The organism is Streptomyces sp. NPDC025651, assembly GCF_055558735.1.
The window spans coordinates 509344-528359 of record NZ_JBVHLZ010000003.1 but is presented as its reverse complement, the minus strand read 5'-3'; the positions used below and the strand labels follow the sequence as shown (position 1 = coordinate 528359).

The window sequence follows — 19016 nt, the reverse complement described above, 5'->3', positions numbered from 1 at the left end:
CGACGTGCCGAGGACTCGGCGGAGGCGTGCGGCGGAAGCGCACGACGTGCCGACGAGGCTCAGCTCTCGCCGTTCCACGACCGCCACAGCTCCGAGTACGGCCCGCCCGCGCCGACCAACTCGTCGTGGGTGCCCAGCTCGACGATGCGGCCGGACTCCATGACGGCGACGCGATCGGCGTCGTGCGCGGTCTGCAGCCGGTGGGCGATGGCGATGACGGTGCGGTCCGACCTGACGGCGGCCACCGCACGCTCCGCCTGCCGGGCCGTCGTCGGGTCGAGCAGTGACGTCGCCTCGTCCAGGATCAGGGTGTGCGGATCCGCCAGGTGCACCCTGGCCAAGGTGAGCTGCTGTGCCTGGGCGGCCTCCAGCTCGACGCCGCCCGAGCCCAGCGGGGTGTCCAGGCCGTCCGGCAGATCGGCCACCCAGTCCGCTTCCACCGACTTGAGCGCCGCGAGGACGGCCTTGTCGTCGGCGTCGGGCGCGGCCATGGTCATGTTGTCGCGAAGGGTGCCCATGAACACGTGGTGCTGTTGCGTGATGAGGACGATGCGGTTGCCCAGTTCGCCCGCCGCGGCCAGGTCCGCCACGGGAGCGCCGCCGACCAGGACGCGGCCGGTGTCCGGGGCGTCCACGCCGGACAACAGCTTGCCGAGGGTGGACTTTCCGGCGCCCGACCGGCCGACCACGGCCAGCCGCTCGCCGGGACGGACCAGCAGCTCCACGTCCTTGAGGATCTCGTGCCCCGGTACGTAGGAATACCCCACTCCCTTGACCTCGATCAGGTCGTCCTCGGGGGCCGGCACCGGGGCGTCACTCGTGTGCGACACCAGCCCGACACCCTTGATACGGGCGAACGAGGCGCCGCTGCGCTGCAGTTGTTCGACCCAGATGAGCATCTGGTTGAGCGGGTCGACCAGTTGCCACATGTACAGGCTGCCCGCGACCACGACGCCCAGGGGCATCGACCCGTCGAGGTAACCGAGCCCGCCCACGAGCAGGATGAGCGCCATGGGCAGGGTGTGCGCGAACTCGGTGACCGGGAACAGCACCGTCCGCAGGGAGAGGGTGCGCATGCTGGCGCGGTAGGTGGTGTCGATGGCCTTGTCGAGGGCACCGTTCTGCTGCGCGCGCAGCCCGTAGGCCTCGACCGTACGGGCACCGTGCGCGGTGGAGTTGAGGATCTCGGAGACATCGCCCGCGGCGGCGCCTTCGGCGAGGTAGGCGTCGCGGGAGCGCGCGAGGTACCAGCGGCTCACGCCCCACACGAGCGGCAGCCCCACCACCGAGCAGAGCCCGAGCAGCGGATCGAGGAGGAAGACCGCGGCGAAGATGAACACGACCTGGATGCCGGCGATGAACATGTCCGGAGCCGCGTTGCGCAGCGTGGCCGCGACGGTCGAGACGTCGAGGGTGGCGCGGGTGACCAGGTCACCGGTGCTCACCTCGTCCGCGGTGCGCCCCGGCAGCGTGAGGGTGCGGTCGACGACCTCCTCGCGGAGCCGGGCGAGCGCGCGCTCGCCGAAGCGGTGGGAGAGACCTCGCGCATAGCGCGTCAGCACCAGCCGGGCTGCCGAGAAGCCCAGCACCGCGGCGGCCAGCCCGTCGACCGCGGAGACGGAGAGGTCACCGGATTCGACCCTGGTCACGATGCGGCCCAGGAGCCAGGGACCGGCCACACCGGCGAGTGAGGCGAGGCACGTCAGCAGCAGCATGCCGAGGACAGCGCCGGAGTCGTCCTTCAACAGTTGCCAACCGGCCCGGCGAACCGTTCTGGCATCGGCGATCGGCAGGCGGGGCGTCTCGTCGGACCTGCTCATCGGGACTGTCCTTCCACGGGCTGCGCCACGGCGGCTTCGTCGGGGGTTTCGGTGCTGCCGCGGAACACCAGTGCCGCGTATCCGGGCTGGTCGGCGAGGAGCTCTCCGTGCGTGCCCGTCGCCTGCACCTTCCCGTTCACGAGGTAGGCGACTTCGTCGGCCTGGCCGAGCACGAGCGGCGACGTGCTGACGACGAGAGTGGTCCGCCCCTCCCGGTGCGCCGCCACGCGGGCGGCGACGGTCGCCTCCGTGTGCGCGTCCAGCGCCGAGGTCGGCTCCACCAGCAGGAGCACCGCCGGATCCGCGAGCAGAGCCCGCGTCAGCTGCAGCCGCTGCCGCTGTCCCCCCGAGACGTTGCGGGCCTGATTCTCCAGATGGGCGTCGAGCTCGTCGGGGAGCGCTTCGACGATGTCCTCCGCGACGGCGGCGTGCAGCGCCCGCCGGATGTCCTCTTCGGAGGAGTCGGTGCTGCCGGATACGACGGAACGCAGGGGGCCCGGGAACATGTAGGCGTCGTTGTCCGCGAGCAGAACGTGCCGCCGGAGAGCCGTGCGGTCCCAGTCGGACAGTTTGACGTCGCCCCAGGAGGCCTCGGACTCCGTGTAGCCGGCCAACCGGTCCACCACGGCGCGCGGCTCGTCGGGACGGGCGCCGACCAGGGCCGTCACCTTCCCCGGGGCCACCACCAGACCCGATACGGGGTCGTGAAGGACGCCGGGGGCGGCCGGGGGGTCGAGCCGGGTCCTGTGCTCCTCGGGAGCGGGTTCGAGCGCAAGGATGTCGACCACCCTGCGTGCGGAGACGAGCCCGCGCGGCAGATCGTCCGCCCCTTCGATGAGCGACGAGACGGGTACCAGCAGAGCGGCGACGTATCCGTACACCGCCACCAGCTCACCCACGGTGATGGACCCGCCGGCCGCCATCCGCGCGCTGATCCACGTCACCACGGCGAGGAAGACCATGGGCAGGCACGCGGTGAGCGCCTGGACCCAGCTGGTGATGGCGGCGACGCGGTAGCCGAGCGGGACCAGGGCCTGGGAACGCTCCCGGTACCGCCCGGCGAACAGGGGCTTGCCGCCGATTCCGTTGAGGACGCTCAGGCCGGCCACCATGTCACCGGCGAGCGAGGTCAGAGCGCCCTGGTCCTCGCGGTAGCGGGCCTCGGCGCCGTGCAGCTTCCCCAGCAACGGGCCGACGGTCAGGGCCAGGGCCGGGACGCCGAGAAGGACCACCGCGGCGATGACGGCCGAGATCTGGACCAGCAGCACGGCCGTGGCGGCGTACGCGATGACGGCGCCCACGCCGGGCCCGGTGATGGTCAGGGTCTGGGCGATCCTGCTGATGTCACCGGCCTGGAGGTGCGTGAGCTCACCCGCGGACACCTGCCGGGGCAGCGTCGACCCCAGCCGGGTGACGTGGCGCGTGACGACCTGGACCGTCCGGTAGGCCGCGTCCACCCGGATGCGGGTCATGGTGCGGTGCCGCAGGATGCCGAGGATCGCGATCCCGGCCCCGGTGACGACCACGACTCCGATCCAGAGGAGCAGCGTCCCGGTGTCCCGCTTCTTGAGCCCTTCGTCGATCGTCTTCGACAGCAGGTACGGCGGGAGCATGAGCGCACACATCCATGTGGTGCCCCACAGGGTGCCGACCGCCACCCGCCTGTACTGACTGGTCGTCAACCACCAGAGGAACCGCAGCGGGCTCCGATGATCCGGCTGGCCGGGGGACTCGTAAGGGACCCGGCGTGCGCTTTCGGGCAGGTCTGGTCCGTGGATCATCTCGGCCGTCCTTGCATGGGATCGAGGGGCGCCGACGACTGGTCCGGCTGCGGTACTCCACGCGCCGAACATAAGAAAATGCCATACGGCCGAAGAAGGCCGTATGGCGTGAAGTCGCAATGCGCCAACGTGGGACCCATGTTCTTAGCGCGCCGTGACCTTGTCAATGGTCGCCTGGTTCCGGGCGCTGCTTCCGCCTCGGCCCACCGCCTCCAGGCGAAATCCCTGTGACGTCGACGCTCGCCGTCCGGGATAGTGGTCGCCCATGGACGAGGTCAAGGTCGTGGTCGCCCATGCCGAGCGGGCGACCCTGCGGGTCGGCGACGTGTTCCTGAAGGTGGACGCCGATCAGGCGCGCGTCGACGCCGAGGTCGAGGCGATGGCCCTGGCGCCGGTCCCGACTCCGGAGATCCTGTGGCGCAAGCCGCCCGTGCTCGCGATCGCCGCGGTCCCGGGGACGGTGCTCGGCCGCCTCGGCGAGCCGTCGACCGCGTCACCGGCGGCGTGGGCCGCGGCGGGCGCCGCCATCCGGAAGTTGCACGACGCGCCGTTGCCGCCCCGGCAGGGCCGGGCGGGCCGGGGCATCGACGAGCTGACGGCGGAGCTCGACGGCGAGTGCGAGTGGCTCGTGACGAGCGGCACCCTGCCCGCCGACCTCGTCACCCGCAACCGCCAGGTCGCCGAGGCCGCGCTCCGGCCGTGGACTGAGGTGTTCACGCACGGCGACCTGCAGATCGCGCACGTCTTCACCGACGGCGCAGGGGTGACCGGCATCATCGACTGGTCCGAGGCGGGCCGGGGCGACGCCCTGTACGACCTCGCCACCGTGACGCTCGGACACGAGGAGCACCTCGGCGACGTCATCGACGGCTACGGCACCGACGTCGACCTCGACGTGATCCGCGCGTGGTGGTCGTTGCGCAGCCTGCTGGGGGTTCGCTGGCTGATCGAGCACGGCTTCGACCCGTCCACGCCGGGCTGTGAGGTCGACGTGCTGAGATCCCGGATGTGAGAACCGCCGGGGCTGCGGCCGCCGCCGCACGACGCGCGAGGGCGGTGGTCGAACGGGCACTACTTCTGTGGTGCCGAGCGGGCGTTTGCTCCTGTGGTGCCGAACAGGCGTTATTTCTTGCGGCGTTCACCTCCGTGGTTGTACGGGGCGACGGTGACGCCGAGGGAAGCGTGCCGTGTCAGCTCCTGGATACGTGTGTGAGCGCGGCCCATGCGACGTCGTCGACCGCGAGCCATGGCGCGGTCGAAACGGCCGTGGGTGTCACCCCGGCGAAGGCCACGACGTCCCGATGCAGGTGGGACTGGTCGGCGTAGCCGCTCTCCGCCGCCACCGAGCCGGCGCTGTGCCCAGCGGCGAGGCGGTGGGCCGCGTGATCGAAGCGGATCAGTTGCGCGGCGCGCTTGGGCGGGAGGCCGACCTGGGATCGAAACCGTGCCGACAGCCGCTTGCGGCTCCAGCCGACCTCCGCTGCCAGCGGCTCGACGCGGACCTGTCCCCGGTTGATCACCATCTGCCGCCAGGCGTAGGCGATTTCGGGGTCGACCGCCCCGCTCGCCCGGAGCCTTCGGGCGAGCCCGGCCTCCGCGATCGTGAACCGTTCCTCCCACGACGTGGCGGCACGCAGCTGCTCATGGGTTCGTGCGGCGTCGCGGCCCCAGAGCTCGTCGAGGGCGACCATCTCTCCCCCCGGCTCAAGGGAGACACCCAGTACCGCGCGCGCGATCACTGGTGACAGCCGTATCTGCAGGCAGTCGATGTTCCGGCCGCGCACGTGGACGCCGCCGGGCGCGAGCCCGAAGACGACGGCGCCCTGCCGCTGCCGGCCACGGACGTTGTCGACGATCAGTCCGTCGCCCAGGTCGACGGCCAGGGTGACAGCCGGATACGGGATCACCTGGAGGTCGAGGGGGTCCGAGGCGCGATCGCGGAATCCGGCCATGGCGACGCCCGGCAGCCGGCCGGGCCGAGACGGTGTGCTGATGTCCCACCGCGCGGCGGCCTCACGCATTCCCACGGCACATCGCATGGGGTGAGGTTACGGGCCAACTCCCGTGGTTTCACAAGTCGTCGCGACATTCGTTCAAGACGCGTCCTCGGGCGTACGGCAAGACTGACGTCCCGCTGCCCGACACGGAAGGGACCGCTTGTGACGTGCCACTCGATCGACCCGTTCACGTCGGCCGTCGAGCTCGCCGCGGCCATACGCCGCAAGGAGGTGAGCCCGCTCGAGGTGGCCGACGGCTACCTGGAGCGGATGGACGAGCTCGACCCCCGGCTCAACGCGTTCTGCCACCGGGCCGACCACGACGTCCGCAAGGCCGCGGCCGTGGCGGCCGATGCGGTGGTACACGCCGCTTCGCCCGAAGACCTGCCGCCGTTCCACGGCGTTCCGCTCCCGGTCAAGGACCTCCTCGACGTGGCCGGTTGGCCCACGACCTACGGCAGCGCAGGCGCCGATTCGACACCGGCCGCGGCGTCGGACCCGGTGGTGCGCCGGTTCGCGGACGCGGGTTTCGTACTGCTCGGGAAGACCACCACCTCCGAGTTCGGCTCCGTGCCGTTCACCGAGAGCGAGGCACTCGGCATCACCCGTAACCCGTGGGACCCGGACCGCTCGCCGGGCGGGTCGTCGAGCGGCGCGGGCGCGGCCGTCGCGTCCGGAATGGCGCCGATCGCGCACGCCTCCGACGGCGGCGGCTCGATCCGCGTACCGGCGTCGTGCAACGGTCTCGTCGGGCTCAAGCCCACCCGCGGTCTGGTCACCGACGCGACCACCGACTGCGAGGGCATGGGCGCCAACGGCGTGCTCACCCGCACGGTGGCCGACTCGGCGGCCGCCCTGGACGTCCTCGCCCGCCATGATCCCGCCGCGTGGTGGTCACCCCCGGCCCCGCGACGCCCCTTCACGGACGCGCTCCGGGCGGCCCCGCCGACGGGACTGCGGATCGGGGTGCTCGTCGATCCTCCGATCGCCGGGATGGCCGTGGACCCGGCGTGCCTGGCCGCGGTCGACACGACGCTGCGGGCCCTCGAAGCCGCGGGCCACCACAGGGTGGACGTACCCCTGCCACTGCCGCCGGCGGACGAGTTGATCGCGACGTTCATGACGCTCTGGAACGTCGCCGCCGCGGGCGTCCCGCTCGCCGACCCGGACCGCGTCGAGCCGCACAACCGGGTGCTGCGCGAGGCGGCGCGCTCCGTCGACTCCTGGGCCTACGCGGAGGCGGTCCAGCGCGCCCAGCACCTGTCGCGGCGCATCGTCGAAGCGTTCGTCGGCAGCTTCGACCTGCTCGTCACGCCCACGATGGCCTGCCTGCCCCCGCCCGTCGGCTTCGGGCGCACGGACAGCGGAGCCGACCCGCTGACGCCCATGCTGAAGAGCCATCCGCTGGCCGTGTTCACCTCGCTGTTCAACGTGACCGGCCAGCCGGCGATGTCGCTGCCCGTCCACCACGACGACACCACCGGCCTGCCCGTCGGCGCCCAACTCGTCGCCGCGCCGTGGCGGGAGGACCTGCTGCTTCAGGTGTCGCGCACGCTCGAACTCGCGCTGCCCTGGGCGGATCGCCGCCCGGCTGCCGGCTGACCCGTCGAACAAGCACGACGCAATCACCGCGCGTCGAGAACAGGCTCACGAGCACGTCCAGAACAGCCCCACCAAGAAGGGAAGTCCCGGCATGTCCGTTACCCCTATCGATCTCCACGCTTCCTTCATCCACCTTCGGCAAGGCGGCCAAGTACGCGCCGAACAGCCGGTCTTCGACCCCGAGCGGGACGGTTGGCAGGTGATGACCTTCCATGTCGAGACCGACGCCGACGTCCACGGCGACCACTGGGAGATCCACACCGCCGCGGACGAAGTCGTTTCCTGCCTCACCGGCGGGATACGCCTGTGCCTGCGCCCGCAGCGGCCGGGAGACGACGAGGAACAGATCAAGCTGCCCGCCGGAACCGCGGCCGTCGTGCCACGCGGGCGATGGCACCGCATCACCCTGGACGCCCCCAGCGACATCATGTCCATCACCGTGCCGCGTGGCAGCCGCCTGGAGAAGCGGAGCGAAGCCTGACGGACTCGACGGGCCTGAGTGCCGGGCACCGGCTCTCCGGGTGCGGAGAGCCGGTGCCCGCTGACGCGTGTCGGCGCCGCACCTGGTGGCCGAGCGGCCACTGCCACTCCAGCGTCTCCACGAAGCTGTGGACCGGGTTCCGCGTCTCACCCTGCGCTGCTCGTCCCCTGCCCCTGCCCGCCGCCATCGCGACGGTTCGGCCGGTCCGGGAGCCTGAATTACGTCAGTTCAGCCGACAGCGCTGGACGAGCCCTCGTTCCAGCCGCTTTCATCTTCTGGGGCTCCTCCGCCGTTCTCGGCGGGTTTCGACGTGCCACTGCCCAGCGACCGGTCCGATCCCTCCCGGTCCAGCGTCGGCGCCGAACCACCAGTGGGCGAGCCGTGGCCGTCGCCCGTCGGCGACACGCCGCCGCTGCCGGGCCTGCCGCCCTCGGCTTTCGGCGCGACACCGCCGCCGGGAGCTCCGCCGTGTTCCGAGGCTGTTGCCGGTAGCGCGGTGAGGACGATGGCGCCGCCCGCGAGCACGGTGGCCGTGGCCAGGCGCGCGCTCGTCGTCTTGATGCTCATGTGTTCCCCCGTCCTGGGCCGGACGCGGCCCGAACTCTGTCCTGTCGAGTCGGACGCTACGGATGGAAGGCCAGGGTCAGTAGGCGTTGCACCCTCTGACGTCCGAGGTTCCGACGGGGGAGCTCAGCGCCTGGCGGCCATCGCGGATGCGACGGTCGCCGCGGATCCGACGGTCACCGGGGCTCGGCCGGGCAGGGCCGTGCTGTTTCGGCTGGGTCCGAAAGGCGTGGCCCGCGGACCCCCCGACGGTCGAGCATCGCCTCATGTCCGGTGCGAGAGAACGGGGAATCCGATGTTCAAGGGGAATCCGATGTTCAAGACGATGGCTGCCCGTGCGGCCGCGGTCGTGCTCCTTGCCGGCGGCGGAGTCGGTGTCACGGCAGTCGCCGCGGCGGCAGAGCCAGACGGCGCCCCCGGCGGCGGGGCCGCTCCCGCTCATCACGAGGGGGAAAGCAACGGCAGCCCAGGCGGCGCAGGATTCGTTCCTGCCTACGACGACGCCATCATCAACACCGCTGGGACCCTGACGGACGGGGACGGCGTACAAGACTTCATGCGCCCGATGGAGCTGGGCAGCGGATCTCCCGGCGGCGACGTCTTGCTCCAGACGCTCCGCCTGTGGGGCGAGGAGGACGGTCACATCGATCGCCTGTGAGCCGGTACCGCGATCTCGTGGAGATGTGATGGCACGGTGTGGCTGGTGTGATGATCCGGCTGTTCGCGGGGCGTGAGTACGCGCCTGTGTTTCTCTCCCTTGAGGCCTCCCGCCTCGATGCGCACACCGAGGGCCCGGTGGTCGCCCCGGCGACACGCGTTCGAGGGTCCGGGATCCTCCTCGGTCGGCACTCATGGGAAATACCGCGCGTGATCCGAGTTCCGCACTGGTCAGGAGCCGTCTTGCACATACCCAGATACGTCACCGCCGTCTGTGCCGCCGCCGTGGCGACGGTGTTGACCACCCCCACGTCCGCGGCAGCGGAGACCGGCCCGGCGCAGGACAACTTCCTTCCCGCCATGGGCTATTCCATCCTCCGCCTCGACATCGATCCGCCGGGCGCCAACGACTGGAACTGCCGTCCCAGCGCCGCCCATCCGCGCCCGGTCGTCCTGGTGCACGGCACCTACGAGAACCGCTACAACAACTGGGCCCGGATGTCACCCGAGTTGAAGGCCCAGGGCCATTGCGTCTACGCCCTCGACTTCGGCGACACCGACGACGCCGGAGTGGCTCTCGCCCCCACCGTCAAGGGCTACGGAGACATCAGGAAGTCCTCCAAGGAACTGGCCGCCTTCGTGGACAAGGTGCTCGCCGCCAGCGGCTCGGACCAGGTGGATCTGGTCGGCCACTCCCAGGGCGGGACCCTGTCCCGCTGGTATCTCAAGGCCGACGGAGGCGCGAACCCGGCCGACCCCTCGAAGAACAAGGTCAAGAAGGTCGTCCAACTCGGCGCGACCAACCACGGCACCACCATGAGCGGCATCGAGACTCTCGCCGACAAGCTCCACGTCCTGGAGTCCGGGGCGAAGCCCCTCGGGAAGGCGGGCATTCAGCAGTACGAGAAGTCCGAGTTCATCAAGGAGCTCAATGCCGACGGGGACACCGTCCCCGGGATCGAGTACACCGTGATCGGCACGGAGTACGACGAGATCACCACCCCCTGGCAGAGCACGTTCATGACGGCGGGCCCCGGAGCGACGGTGCGGAACATCACCTTGCAGGAGGGCTGCTCCGTCGACTTCTCCGCCCACCTGAGCATGTCGTACAGCCCGCGTGCGATCGGATTGGTCAAGCGGGCCCTGGACTCCTCTGCGCCGGCGGCTCCTTGTGTGCCGAGGGCTCCCGCCTTCTGATTCCGGCCCCAGGGCCCGCCTCGGCCGATCTCGATGGTCAGCCGTGGTTCACCCCCGGGAAACTCAACCGCACCTGGCTGGGCGACGTCGCGGTCGTGCTCGACCACCAGCACCGTGTTGGCGCGGTCGCGCGGTTCGCGCAGGAGGGTGTTCACGCGGCCGACGTCGCGCGGGTGGAGAACACCAGCGAAGACTTGCCCGAGCCGGTGAAGACCGTATCTTGCTCGTGGGGATTGGGCGCCCCCGATGACGACGCCGTCATTGTTCATGAGCGTGCCGGAACCGTTCCGTTGTGTCGGCCCAGCGGGTGTTGACGCGCTGGTCGATGTCGAGGGTGAGCTGGAGGGCGTCGATCACGCTGGGCGGGGCGATCTCGTTGGCGGCCTCGCCGCGCAGACAGGCCAGCACGTGGTCGATCATCGCGGCGTACTGGTCGGCCTCGGGGATCTCCAACTCCCGTACGCCTTCGGCGGTGTACGCGGTGACGGTGCCGGTCGGCCTGCCGTCGAAGCCCATGGTGGCGCGGGACTCCAGGACGCCGCCGCTGAAGGTGGCGGTGTAGCCCGTGCGCGCACCCCATGGCATGGGCATCAGCGAGGAGATGGAGTCGCGGGCCAGCGCGCCGTCGAAGCCCAGGACGGCCTCGATGGCGGCGTGGTCGTCGTCGCGGGCGGTCGCGGTGATGTCCAGGCGCGTCGGCGCGCCGAGGGTGCGAGTGATGATGTCCATGTCGCTGTGCATGGCTTCCAGTGGGAGGGCCTTGAGCCCGAGGGAGGATCCGGGCCACAGCGGCGCGGTCCGGTTCCACAGCGACAGCTGCTCAAGACGCCCGTACGCGCCCTCGCGCACCGCGTCGAACAGGACCTGGTTGGCCGGGATGAACCGTTCGAACATGTCCACGAACACCTGCTTGTCGCCGCGTGCGGCGGCCGCGGCCACCCGCTGGGCGTCGGCCAGGTTGTCGGCGAGCGGCAGCTCGACCAGCACGTGTTTGCCCGCCTCCAGGGCCCGCAGTGCGTAGGGGGCGTGCAGGGCGATCGGCAGGCAGATGTCGACGAGGTCGAAGTCGCCCTCGAATGCCTGGTCGTAGTCGGTGGACGAGGCGAAGCCGAACCGGCCGGCCGCCCGGGCGGTCTTGTCCGGGTCACGGCCGAACATCACCACCTCGACGTCCGTGCGCGCGACGTAGACGGTGGCGTGTGCCTGGCCGAAGCCGGTGCCGAGCAGCGCGATCTTCACGCGGTGTCTCCTTGTGACGTGCAGGTGCGAGGGTCAGAGGGTGGGGGTGTCGGTGGGGACGTCAGTGGGGGCGGAGAACAGGCCGAAGCGGTTGCCGCGCGGGTCGATGAGACGGGAGTGGACGAGGCCGTCAGGGTTGGTGTCCGGGCCGGACTCGACGGTTTTCCGCCGGCGGTGTCGTCGAAGACGAAGCGCCGGCCGAAGGCGCGGGTGGAGAAGTCCTCGGTGGCCTTGGGGTCGGTGGTGCCGACCTCGAACCAGGCGTACGAGCCGGGCACCGGCTTGGCCGCCATCTGCCGCATCTGCTGCCGGCTCCGCTCGGCGAACTCCTGCAGCCGCTCGGGCGTCTGGTTGTTCCGGAACAGCGAGAAGACGTTGCCCTGCGGATCGGTGAGCCGGGCGAAAGTGGTCACGTCACCCACCGTCGTGGCAGGGACGACGACCTTGGCGCCCAGCGTCCCCAGCCTGGCCTGGTCGGCGGCGACGTCCGCGGACACGATCGAGACGTCGATCTCCTCCGCCGGGTGGCGGGGTGTCCTCATTGACCGCGCCCATCGGGAACGGCATCCCCGGCGCCATGATCCGCGTGTACGTCACGCCGCCGACCGACGAGTCCGGGTCGACCGCGAACTCCCAGCCGAGCAGATTGCCGTAGAAGTCCTTGACGGCCTGCCCGTCGGCGGTGCTGATCTCGAACCAGACGACGTTTCCCGGGTCCGTGAAAGTCATGACGGTGCTCCTTCACCCCGCGTCACGCACCGTGGTGCGTCCGCTTCCGATGGTCACGTCCAAGGCGTGGCCTCGTACGCTTTCGCGTTCGAGGTCCTTGTGCGCCGGATCCGACGCCTCGGACGTTTTCGATCCGCTTGCGACGCTAGCCCCCTTTTAGGACACCCCACGTCCTAAGAGACTGGCAGCCTGAAAGACATGACCAAGGACCTGTCGCCCCGGGATCTGCCCGCCCGCATGCTGCGCCTGCTCTCCCTGTTGCAGACCCGCCGCGAATGGTCCGGCGCCGAGCTGGCCGAACACCTCGGGGTGACCGGCCGCACCGTGCGCCGCGACATCGACCGCCTGCGCGAGCTCGGCTACCCCGTCGAAGGCACCACCGGCCACGCCGGCGGCTACCGCCTGGCTGCCGGCGCCGACCTGCCGCCGCTCCTCCTCGACGACGAGGAAGCCGTCGCCGTCGCGGTCGCCCTGCGCACCGCGACCTCCGGCGTCACCGGCATCGAGGACACGGCCCTGCGCGCCCTGGCCAAGCTCGAACAGGTCCTGCCCGCCCGCCTGCGCCACCAGGGCTCCGCCCTCCAGCAGGCCACTGTGCCCCTGCCCTGGGGCACCCGCCCCCAGGCCGACCCCACCGCCCTCACCACCCTGGCCGCCGCCTGCCGCGACCACGAGATCGTCACCTTCGACTACCGCACCCGGAAGGGCACTTCGGCCTCCCGCCGCGTCGAACCGCACGCCCTGGTCATCGCGGGCAGCCGCTGGTACCTCGTCGCCTACGACATCCGCAAGGACGCCTGGCGCACCTTCCGCGTGGACCGGCTCACTGCCCCGGCCCCCACCGGCCACCGCGTCCCCGCCCGCGACCTGCCCGCCACCGATCCGGCCGCCTACGTCGCCGCGACGATCGCGAAGGCCCCGGCCCGCCACACCCTCCAGGCGTCCGTTCCTCAGGACGCGGCCACCGTCCGCGCCCGCACCGGAGCCCTGCCCCAGCGCGTCCACGCGGTCGACGCCCGCCACTGCACCGTCGACCTCGCCGCCGACGACCCGCTCCACATCGCCGTACACCTCCTCACCCTCGGCCCCGGAGTGACCGCGCACCCCACCGCGCACACACCGCCACAACTCGCCACCCACCTCAAGGACTTGGGGGAGCAGCTCCTGCGTGCGGCCCGAGCGCTGACCGAGCCCGGCGACGCGGCCGGCGAGCCCGGCGACGCGGACGAGGACCCGACCCCATGACCGAAGCGGGCCACCAGGACGCCCTCTTCCCCACGGCCGGGGTCACCCCGGCCCCGGGCCGCATGGGCCGGCCCCTCGACCCCTGCCGGGGCTGCGCCTGCGCCTGCGCCGAGGCCGGAGCCGTGCCCGCGCCGCCGGTCCTCGTGCGGATCGGCGTATGCGGGGACCCCTAGAACCCCAGGAGGCCGCCGATCGGTGAGATCAGGTCGTGGCCGGCCTGCGAGAGCTTCGTGGCGACCCGGGAGCCGCCGAGAGCGCCGATCCACTTGGACTGGCCGAAGGTGATGGCGCTCAGGGCGGCGCTGGCGAGGGAGGACTTGAACTCGCTGCTCCCCAAGCCGTAGCCGATCCCGGTGAACAGGACGTTGAGTCCGGCGAAGGCGAGCGAGAGCTTGCTGAGGCCGAGAGCGGCACCCTCCAGGAACGGCACGGCGGGGGCGGTGATGACGAAGCAGCCCGCTCCCAGGCCCGCGAGGCCGACGGCCGCGGCGGCGAACCCGGTACCGATGCTGGCCCAGTTGGTGGCGTTCGCCATCCACCGCGCGCCCGCCTTCCACCAGGGAAGGCCGCCTTTGACGTTGTCGTGTTCGGGTGAGTCGGCCGGGTTCGTCCCACCCTGCTTGGCGCGGCGCGCTTCCTCGGCGGCCTTCCTCGCCGCCGCCGCGATCTCGGCCTTCCGCTTGGCGACGACGATCTGCTGTGCCTGGCTCGCCGCCGTTGCCGCCGTCCGCGCGTCCTTGCCCGCCCGGATGGCAGAGGCGCGGGCGGAAGACGCCGACGTCTGGGCCGAGTTGGCGGAGGCCACCGCGCGGCGGGCGGCGTCCACCGCGCGGTTGGCGGAGTAATTCGCCGAGCGCGCGGCCGTGCGGGCGGTGGCGGCTGCCTTCCTGGCCTGGTCGGCAGAGGCCTGCGCGGCCTTCGCCGACTTCTCCGCGGTGTCCGCGTTCGCGTCCGCCTGTCTGGCGTGACTGGCGGCCTGTTCGGCCGACTTCTTCGCCTTGTCCGCCCACTGCAGGGCCTCCGTCGCGGCGTTCCGGGCCTTTGCCGCCGCCTCCTGCGCACGCGCGGCGTCCTCCTGCGCTTTGTGCGCGATCTTCGCGGCAGCGGCGATGGCGCCTTGCATGGCGGCGATATGGGTGGCGGAGTCGTGGTCGAGCTGCGCGGTCCTGTACTGCACGGAGGCGAGGAAGTTGCGGCGCATCCACGCCGGTCCCTCCATCGCCGCCTGGGCGTGAGCCTTGGTGTACGGGCCCGCCGTGGCGATGACAGCGGCCGTGGCCACCGCGTCGTCCTCCCGCTGCGCCGCGCCGTACGTGGCCGTCAGGAACTCGTACAGAGCCTTGCCGGTACCGGCGTCGAGCGCGTCGTTCGCCGCCTTCTTCACCGCGCTGCCGGGGTCGTCGGCCAGGAGGCGGGTGACCACGACACGGTTGTCCGTGGCCGCGGCATCGACGGCGCCGGAGCCGAGGAACTTCGAGGCAGCGTCGGGATCGTCGCTCTCCAGCGCCTTGGTCACGGCATCGGCCACGTCCGGGGGGCAGGTCTGGGCGAGGTAGAGGGCGGTCTCCCGGTCGTCCTGGCGCTGTGCGATCCGCCGGTCGGTGTCGATCCAGGCGTGGATGTCGGCGTCCGCGCCGCACAGGGCGAACCGTGCGGCCTCGCGCGACCAGGTGCCACGGGAGTCCATGAGGACCAGGGCCGCCTTGCGTCCGAGGGTGGCCGACAGCTCCATGTCGCCGGAGTTCAGGGAGGCTTCGGCCCGGGCGATGAGGTCCTGAGTGGTCTTCTCCAGCTTCTCGGCCTGCGTGCGCCGGTCGACCAGTTCCGCCCTGTCCGTCTCCTCGAGCTGCGCGAGCAGTCGGGTCTCGCCGATCGCCTCCTTCATGTCCTCGTCCAGGCGCTGCCATTCGGCCTCCCGCGCCTGCTTCTCCACCTCGACCGCCTGCTTGACGGCGTCGGTGGCGGTGTTCGCGGCCTTGGTGGCCTCGTTGGCGAACTCCGTGGACTTCTTCGCGTACTCGACGGCCTGGCCCGCGTACTTGGCGGCCCACTCCGCGGCCGCCGCGGACTTCTCGGCGTGGTCGGCGGCGCTGTTCGCCGCGTCCCGTGCCGTGCGGGCGGCCTTGGCCGACGCGTTCGCCAACGCCTGTGCCGTTCCGGCGGCGTTGGTGGCGATCGTGGCGTTGGCGTTCGCTATCTGCGCCTGCCGCTTGGCCTCGGCCGCCTCGGCCTGTGCCTTGCCCGCGGCGGACGCGGCCGTGGCGGAGGCGTTCGCGGCCGCGGCGGCGTTGCGGGCCGCCGAAGCGGCGGCGGACCCGGCGTTCGTGGCCTGAGAGGCGGCCGCGGCCGCGTGACCGGCGGCATTCGACGCGCTGCGGGCTCGGGCCGCGGCGTTGCGGGCGGCGACGGCGGCGTCCTTGGCCGCGGACGCCTTGGAGGCGTCCTTGGAAGCGGCGATGGCGGCGCCGTATGCCCTGGCCGCGGCGGATCCGGCGGCGGCAGCGGCCTGGCTCGCGGCGCTCGCGGCGTAGGCGGCGCGGCGGGAGGCCTGGACGGCGGCGTGGGAGGCCCGGATGGCGACGCGGGCCGAATCGGCCGCGCCCTTCGCGGCCTCGGCCGCCTTACGGGCGGCCCTGCCGGACTTGAGCACGTCGTCCTGGGCCGCCTGTGCCTCGGCGGCGGCCTTCTCCGCCGCTTCCTTGGCCTTCGCGGCGGCCTCCATGGCGCGGGCAGCCGCCTCCTCGGCCTGCTTGGTCTTCGCGTCGGCCTTCTTGCCCTCGCGTTCGACGACGGCGACGAGTTCCTCGATCTTCGTGGATTCCTGGTCGCGGGCCCGCGCGATGTGCTGGCCGGTGTCGAGGAACCACTCGATGTCCTCGGCACCGCCGGAGAGGGCCCGGGACGCGTACTTCTGCACCTCCGGTCCCGCGCTCACCATGAGCTTGGAGGCCTGGACCCGCATGTCCTCCGTGCGGGCGGCGTACTGGCCTTCGGTGAGGAACTGCTCCAACGCGGCCTGGGTGCCCGCGTCCAGGGCGGCGCTGCCGTCGCGGTTCACGGCCTTGTCACCGGTTGCCATCACGGCTGCGGTGGCCACGCGCAGATCTTCCACGATCGCCGTCCTGAAGCCGCCCGTGAGGTAGTCGTCGATCGCGGCGTCGCCGCCCTCGATCGCCGCGGCGGCCTCGCGCCGGGTGCCTTTCCCGCCCGCGGCCAGGGAGGTGATGATGGCGACGCGGTTGTCCTCCGTCGTGACCTTGGGGAGATCGACGGTCAGGAAGGTGTTGATGTCGGCGTCGGTGCCGGTCAGCGCGAACTCCGCGGCGGCACGGGTGGCCTTGCCACCCAGCATCCACGCCTTGACGGCCTTCGCCCGGTCGGTGTCGGGCAGTTGAAACGGATCGCCGTCGTCGCTGTCGTCCGGCGGGGTGCCGGCCGATGCGGCCGTGGGGGTGAGAACGAGGCTGGAGGTGGCCGCGACGGCCGTGGCAGCCGCAACAGCGGCCAGTACACGCCGTCTGCTCCAGAGAGTGGTCTCCACAGTGGGCCCTTCGGGATCAGCGCCTGGCGGGGCGCGCGTGCGACGGCACGTCGCCAGGCAGAGTTTTGTGTCTGCCCGAACTATGCAAAGAGAAAAAGCATCGCCTGCCTGCGTGTGCACGAAAGTGACGAGAAACAATGTGCCGTGGCCGAATGTCGATGCATTGTGCAGGTGGATCTGTATGACTCCGTAATCGAGCCTTAATGGAATCTCGCACAACCCTCCATGGGGGTGATGCGCATCACGTCAAACGCTTCCTGTTTGTCCATGGATGCGGCATGTGCGGTGATGGACGCGGCGCAGGCCGAGGAGGTTTCATGCGAGGCCGGGGGCGGCGGGTAAAACCCCCGCCAATTCCCCTGCGGTCCCCTTGCCCGGCGAGAATTACGGCCCTGGCGAGTGGGATCGGGAAGGCCGCGCGCCGAACTCATCGGCTGCGCGCTTCCGGTTGTTTCGTGTTTCCTTCAGAGGCGACGAGTAGGACAGTGATGAAGGCAGGCAGATCGATATCGCGCATTCTGGGCGCAGCCGCGGCCGTGACCGCCCTGTCATGGTTCGTGGTGGCGGGGAGCCGGCCGGACGCGCATGTGCCGGACGCCGGCGCCGCCCGGGCTGTCGCAGGCGAGGCCATCGCGGGGGAGGCCCCTGGCTACGCCATCGAGGACTTCAACTATCCGCAGGCCGACAAGATCCTGGAGGAGAAGAAGATCACCCTCAAGCGCGGCGACGGCCATGTCGTTCTCGCGGACTGCGCCGGCGCAAGCGACTTGCTGGAGGTGTGGACGCGCAAGAACGACAAGGTCTGCTTTCGGACCACCGGTCGCAGCGGCTATCTGACCATGGAGATCCCCTCGGTCTTCGCCGTCAAGGGCAACGCGTACGCGGCCCACGTCGATATGACCGTCGGGGCCCAGGAGAAGACGTTCGACATCAACAAGAACGCCTGGACCGCGGTCGGCGAGAGCGCGGACGAGCAGGGGCGCGAGCACATGCTCGTGGAGATCAGGACCAATCAGTAGCCCCCGCGCGGCGCCCCCACACCAGCCGCGCCGCCCACAGATGACACCCAAGCCCCGGTATCGCCGAACGCGCGGACCTCTCACCAAGGGAACCAAGGCCATGCCCTGCACCCAGCGCCTGCGCGGCACCGCCGCCACGGCCCTCGTCGCCCTCCCGCTCATGCTGGCCACCGTGCCCGCCCACGCTGTGTCGGGCGCTCCCGCGACGGCCACCGCCTCCTACACCGCGCGCCTCGACATCGGGGACGGCGAACGTGCGTGCTCCGGCGCCCTCGTGGACCCGCGATGGGTACTCACCGCCGCGTCCTGCTTCGTCGACAACCCCGCCTCCGGCGCGACGCCCGCAGCCGGCCCGCCGGTGAAGAAGACCGTGGCGACCATCGGCCGCAGCGACCTGACCACCAGCGCGGGCCTGGCCACCGGAGTCGTGGAACTGGTCCCGTACCAGGGCCGCGATCTGGTCCTGGCGCGCCTGGACCAGCCGACCACCGGTGTCGCCGGGATCTCCCCGGTTCCCTTCGCCACCACCGCGCCCGCCGCCGGAGAGTCCCTACGTGCCACCGGGTACGGCCGTACCCGGACCGAGTGGTCCCCCCTCACGGTGCACGCGGGCTCCTTCTCCGTGGATTCCGCCGACGACGGGCAGGTGGCCATCACCGGGCGGGACGGTGCCGCCGTGTGTGCGGGCGACACGGGCGGGCCGCTGGTGCGGGAGAAGGACGGCAAGGTCGAACTGGTGGGCATCAACAGCCGCTCCTGGCAAGCAGGATGCTTTGGCCAGGACCCGACCGAGACCCGTACCGGCGCCCTGTCGGCGCGCGTCGACGACGTCACCGTCCAGGACTGGGCCAAGGAGGCGCGGGAGCGGCTGCGTGAGGTCGTGGACATGGCCGACGTGAACGGCGACGGCGCGGACGACGCGGTCATCCTGGGAGCGGACGGCAACATCACGGTGCGGACCGCGGTGAAGAACCTCTCGCAGCAGCCGGGTAAACCCGCGTACCGCTTCACGTCCGGGGTCCACTGGAGTGCGGGGTGGTCCAACTACCTTGGCCAGCCGGGGAAGGGCCGTCTGTACTTCGCGGACATCAATGCTGACGGCAGGGCTGACCTGATCGTTCATGGCACTGATGGGAAGGTCTCT

General features: G+C 71.2%; 16 protein-coding genes and 1 pseudogene. 9 read left to right on the top strand and 8 right to left on the bottom strand.

All coding sequences use genetic code 11. The features are described 5' to 3' along the window. Positions 1–59: 59 nt before the first annotated feature. Both ACZ4D5_RS14670 and ACZ4D5_RS14665 read right to left on the bottom strand, forming a co-directional pair. Complete coding sequence (locus ACZ4D5_RS14670) at positions 60–1820, bottom strand: ABC transporter ATP-binding protein (RefSeq protein WP_467772711.1); 1761 nt, start codon at positions 1818–1820, stop codon at positions 60–62. Next, complete coding sequence (locus tag ACZ4D5_RS14665) at positions 1817–3433, bottom strand: ABC transporter ATP-binding protein (RefSeq protein ID WP_467772710.1); 1617 nt, start codon at positions 3431–3433, stop codon at positions 1817–1819. The genes ACZ4D5_RS14670 and ACZ4D5_RS14665 overlap by 4 nt, the downstream gene beginning before the upstream one ends. A 433-nt stretch (positions 3434–3866) precedes the next feature. Here ACZ4D5_RS14665 and ACZ4D5_RS14660 point away from each other — a divergent pair, with 433 nt between their 5' ends. Further along, complete coding sequence (locus tag ACZ4D5_RS14660; protein ID WP_467772709.1) at positions 3867–4613, top strand: phosphotransferase family protein; 747 nt, start codon at positions 3867–3869, stop codon at positions 4611–4613. 178 nt (positions 4614–4791) lie between these two features. On the opposite strand, the gene ACZ4D5_RS14655 is transcribed toward ACZ4D5_RS14660, so the two are convergent. Then, on the bottom strand, positions 4792–5640 hold the full coding sequence (locus tag ACZ4D5_RS14655; RefSeq protein WP_467772708.1) for an AraC family transcriptional regulator: 849 nt from the start codon (positions 5638–5640) through the stop codon (positions 4792–4794). 120 nt (positions 5641–5760) lie between these two features. Between ACZ4D5_RS14655 and ACZ4D5_RS14650 the strand changes: the two genes are divergently transcribed. Together ACZ4D5_RS14650 and ACZ4D5_RS14645 are read left to right on the top strand one after the other, a co-directional pair. Continuing rightward, positions 5761–7200: an amidase gene (locus ACZ4D5_RS14650; protein ID WP_467772707.1), complete on the top strand. Its 1440-nt coding sequence runs from the start codon at positions 5761–5763 to the stop codon at positions 7198–7200. Positions 7201–7291: 91 nt separating this feature from the next. Continuing rightward, positions 7292–7681, top strand: coding sequence for a cupin (locus tag ACZ4D5_RS14645; RefSeq protein WP_467772706.1), 390 nt, complete (start codon positions 7292–7294; stop codon positions 7679–7681). Positions 7682–7909: 228 nt separating this feature from the next. Here the strand turns inward: ACZ4D5_RS14645 and ACZ4D5_RS14640 are convergent, their stop codons facing one another. Then, positions 7910–8248, bottom strand: a complete 339-nt coding sequence (locus tag ACZ4D5_RS14640) for a hypothetical protein (protein ID WP_467772705.1) — start codon at positions 8246–8248, stop codon at positions 7910–7912. 310 nt (positions 8249–8558) lie between these two features. On the opposite strand from ACZ4D5_RS14640, the gene ACZ4D5_RS14635 reads away from it, so the two are divergent. Further along, on the top strand, positions 8559–8903 hold the full coding sequence (locus ACZ4D5_RS14635; RefSeq protein ID WP_467772704.1) for a hypothetical protein: 345 nt from the start codon (positions 8559–8561) through the stop codon (positions 8901–8903). Between the two features lie 242 nt (positions 8904–9145). Continuing rightward, on the top strand, positions 9146–10099 hold the full coding sequence (locus tag ACZ4D5_RS14630; RefSeq protein WP_467772703.1) for an esterase/lipase family protein: 954 nt from the start codon (positions 9146–9148) through the stop codon (positions 10097–10099). A 258-nt stretch (positions 10100–10357) separates the two neighbouring features. Here ACZ4D5_RS14630 and ACZ4D5_RS14625 read toward each other — a convergent pair whose 3' ends face one another. The 3 genes and pseudogenes from ACZ4D5_RS14625 to ACZ4D5_RS14615 all read right to left on the bottom strand — a co-directional run. Then, positions 10358–11338 carry a Gfo/Idh/MocA family protein gene (locus tag ACZ4D5_RS14625; RefSeq protein WP_467772702.1) on the bottom strand — a complete coding sequence of 327 codons (981 nt, stop codon included), beginning with the start codon at positions 11336–11338 and terminating at the stop codon, positions 10358–10360. Then, the gene (locus ACZ4D5_RS14620; protein ID WP_467773042.1) at positions 11335–11880 is read right to left on the bottom strand and encodes a VOC family protein; all 546 of its coding nucleotides are present in this window, start codon (positions 11878–11880) and stop codon (positions 11335–11337) included. The genes ACZ4D5_RS14625 and ACZ4D5_RS14620 overlap by 4 nt, the downstream gene beginning before the upstream one ends. A 118-nt stretch (positions 11881–11998) precedes the next feature. Next, positions 11999–12067: pseudogene (locus tag ACZ4D5_RS14615) on the bottom strand (hypothetical protein); the annotation flags it as partial. 198 nt (positions 12068–12265) lie between these two features. On the opposite strand from ACZ4D5_RS14615, the gene ACZ4D5_RS14610 reads away from it, so the two are divergent. Beyond that, positions 12266–13312 carry a helix-turn-helix transcriptional regulator gene (locus ACZ4D5_RS14610; RefSeq protein WP_467772701.1) on the top strand — a complete coding sequence of 349 codons (1047 nt, stop codon included), beginning with the start codon at positions 12266–12268 and terminating at the stop codon, positions 13310–13312. Then, positions 13309–13485, top strand: a complete 177-nt coding sequence (locus ACZ4D5_RS14605; protein WP_467772700.1) for a hypothetical protein — start codon at positions 13309–13311, stop codon at positions 13483–13485. Before ACZ4D5_RS14610 ends, ACZ4D5_RS14605 begins: the two co-directional genes overlap by 4 nt. On the opposite strand, the gene ACZ4D5_RS14600 is transcribed toward ACZ4D5_RS14605, so the two are convergent. Continuing rightward, a complete protein-coding gene (locus tag ACZ4D5_RS14600) occupies positions 13482–16853 on the bottom strand; it encodes an ALF repeat-containing protein (protein WP_467772699.1) in 3372 nt (1123 codons plus the stop codon). The genes ACZ4D5_RS14605 and ACZ4D5_RS14600 overlap by 4 nt on opposite strands. Before the next feature lie 488 nt (positions 16854–17341). Here ACZ4D5_RS14600 and ACZ4D5_RS14595 point away from each other — a divergent pair, with 488 nt between their 5' ends. Beyond that, on the top strand, positions 17342–17872 hold the full coding sequence (locus ACZ4D5_RS14595) for a hypothetical protein (RefSeq protein WP_467772698.1): 531 nt from the start codon (positions 17342–17344) through the stop codon (positions 17870–17872). A gap of 100 nt (positions 17873–17972) precedes the next feature. Then, the coding region (locus ACZ4D5_RS14590) for a trypsin-like serine protease (RefSeq protein WP_467772697.1) at positions 17973–19016 on the top strand (1044 nt) is incomplete at its 3' end.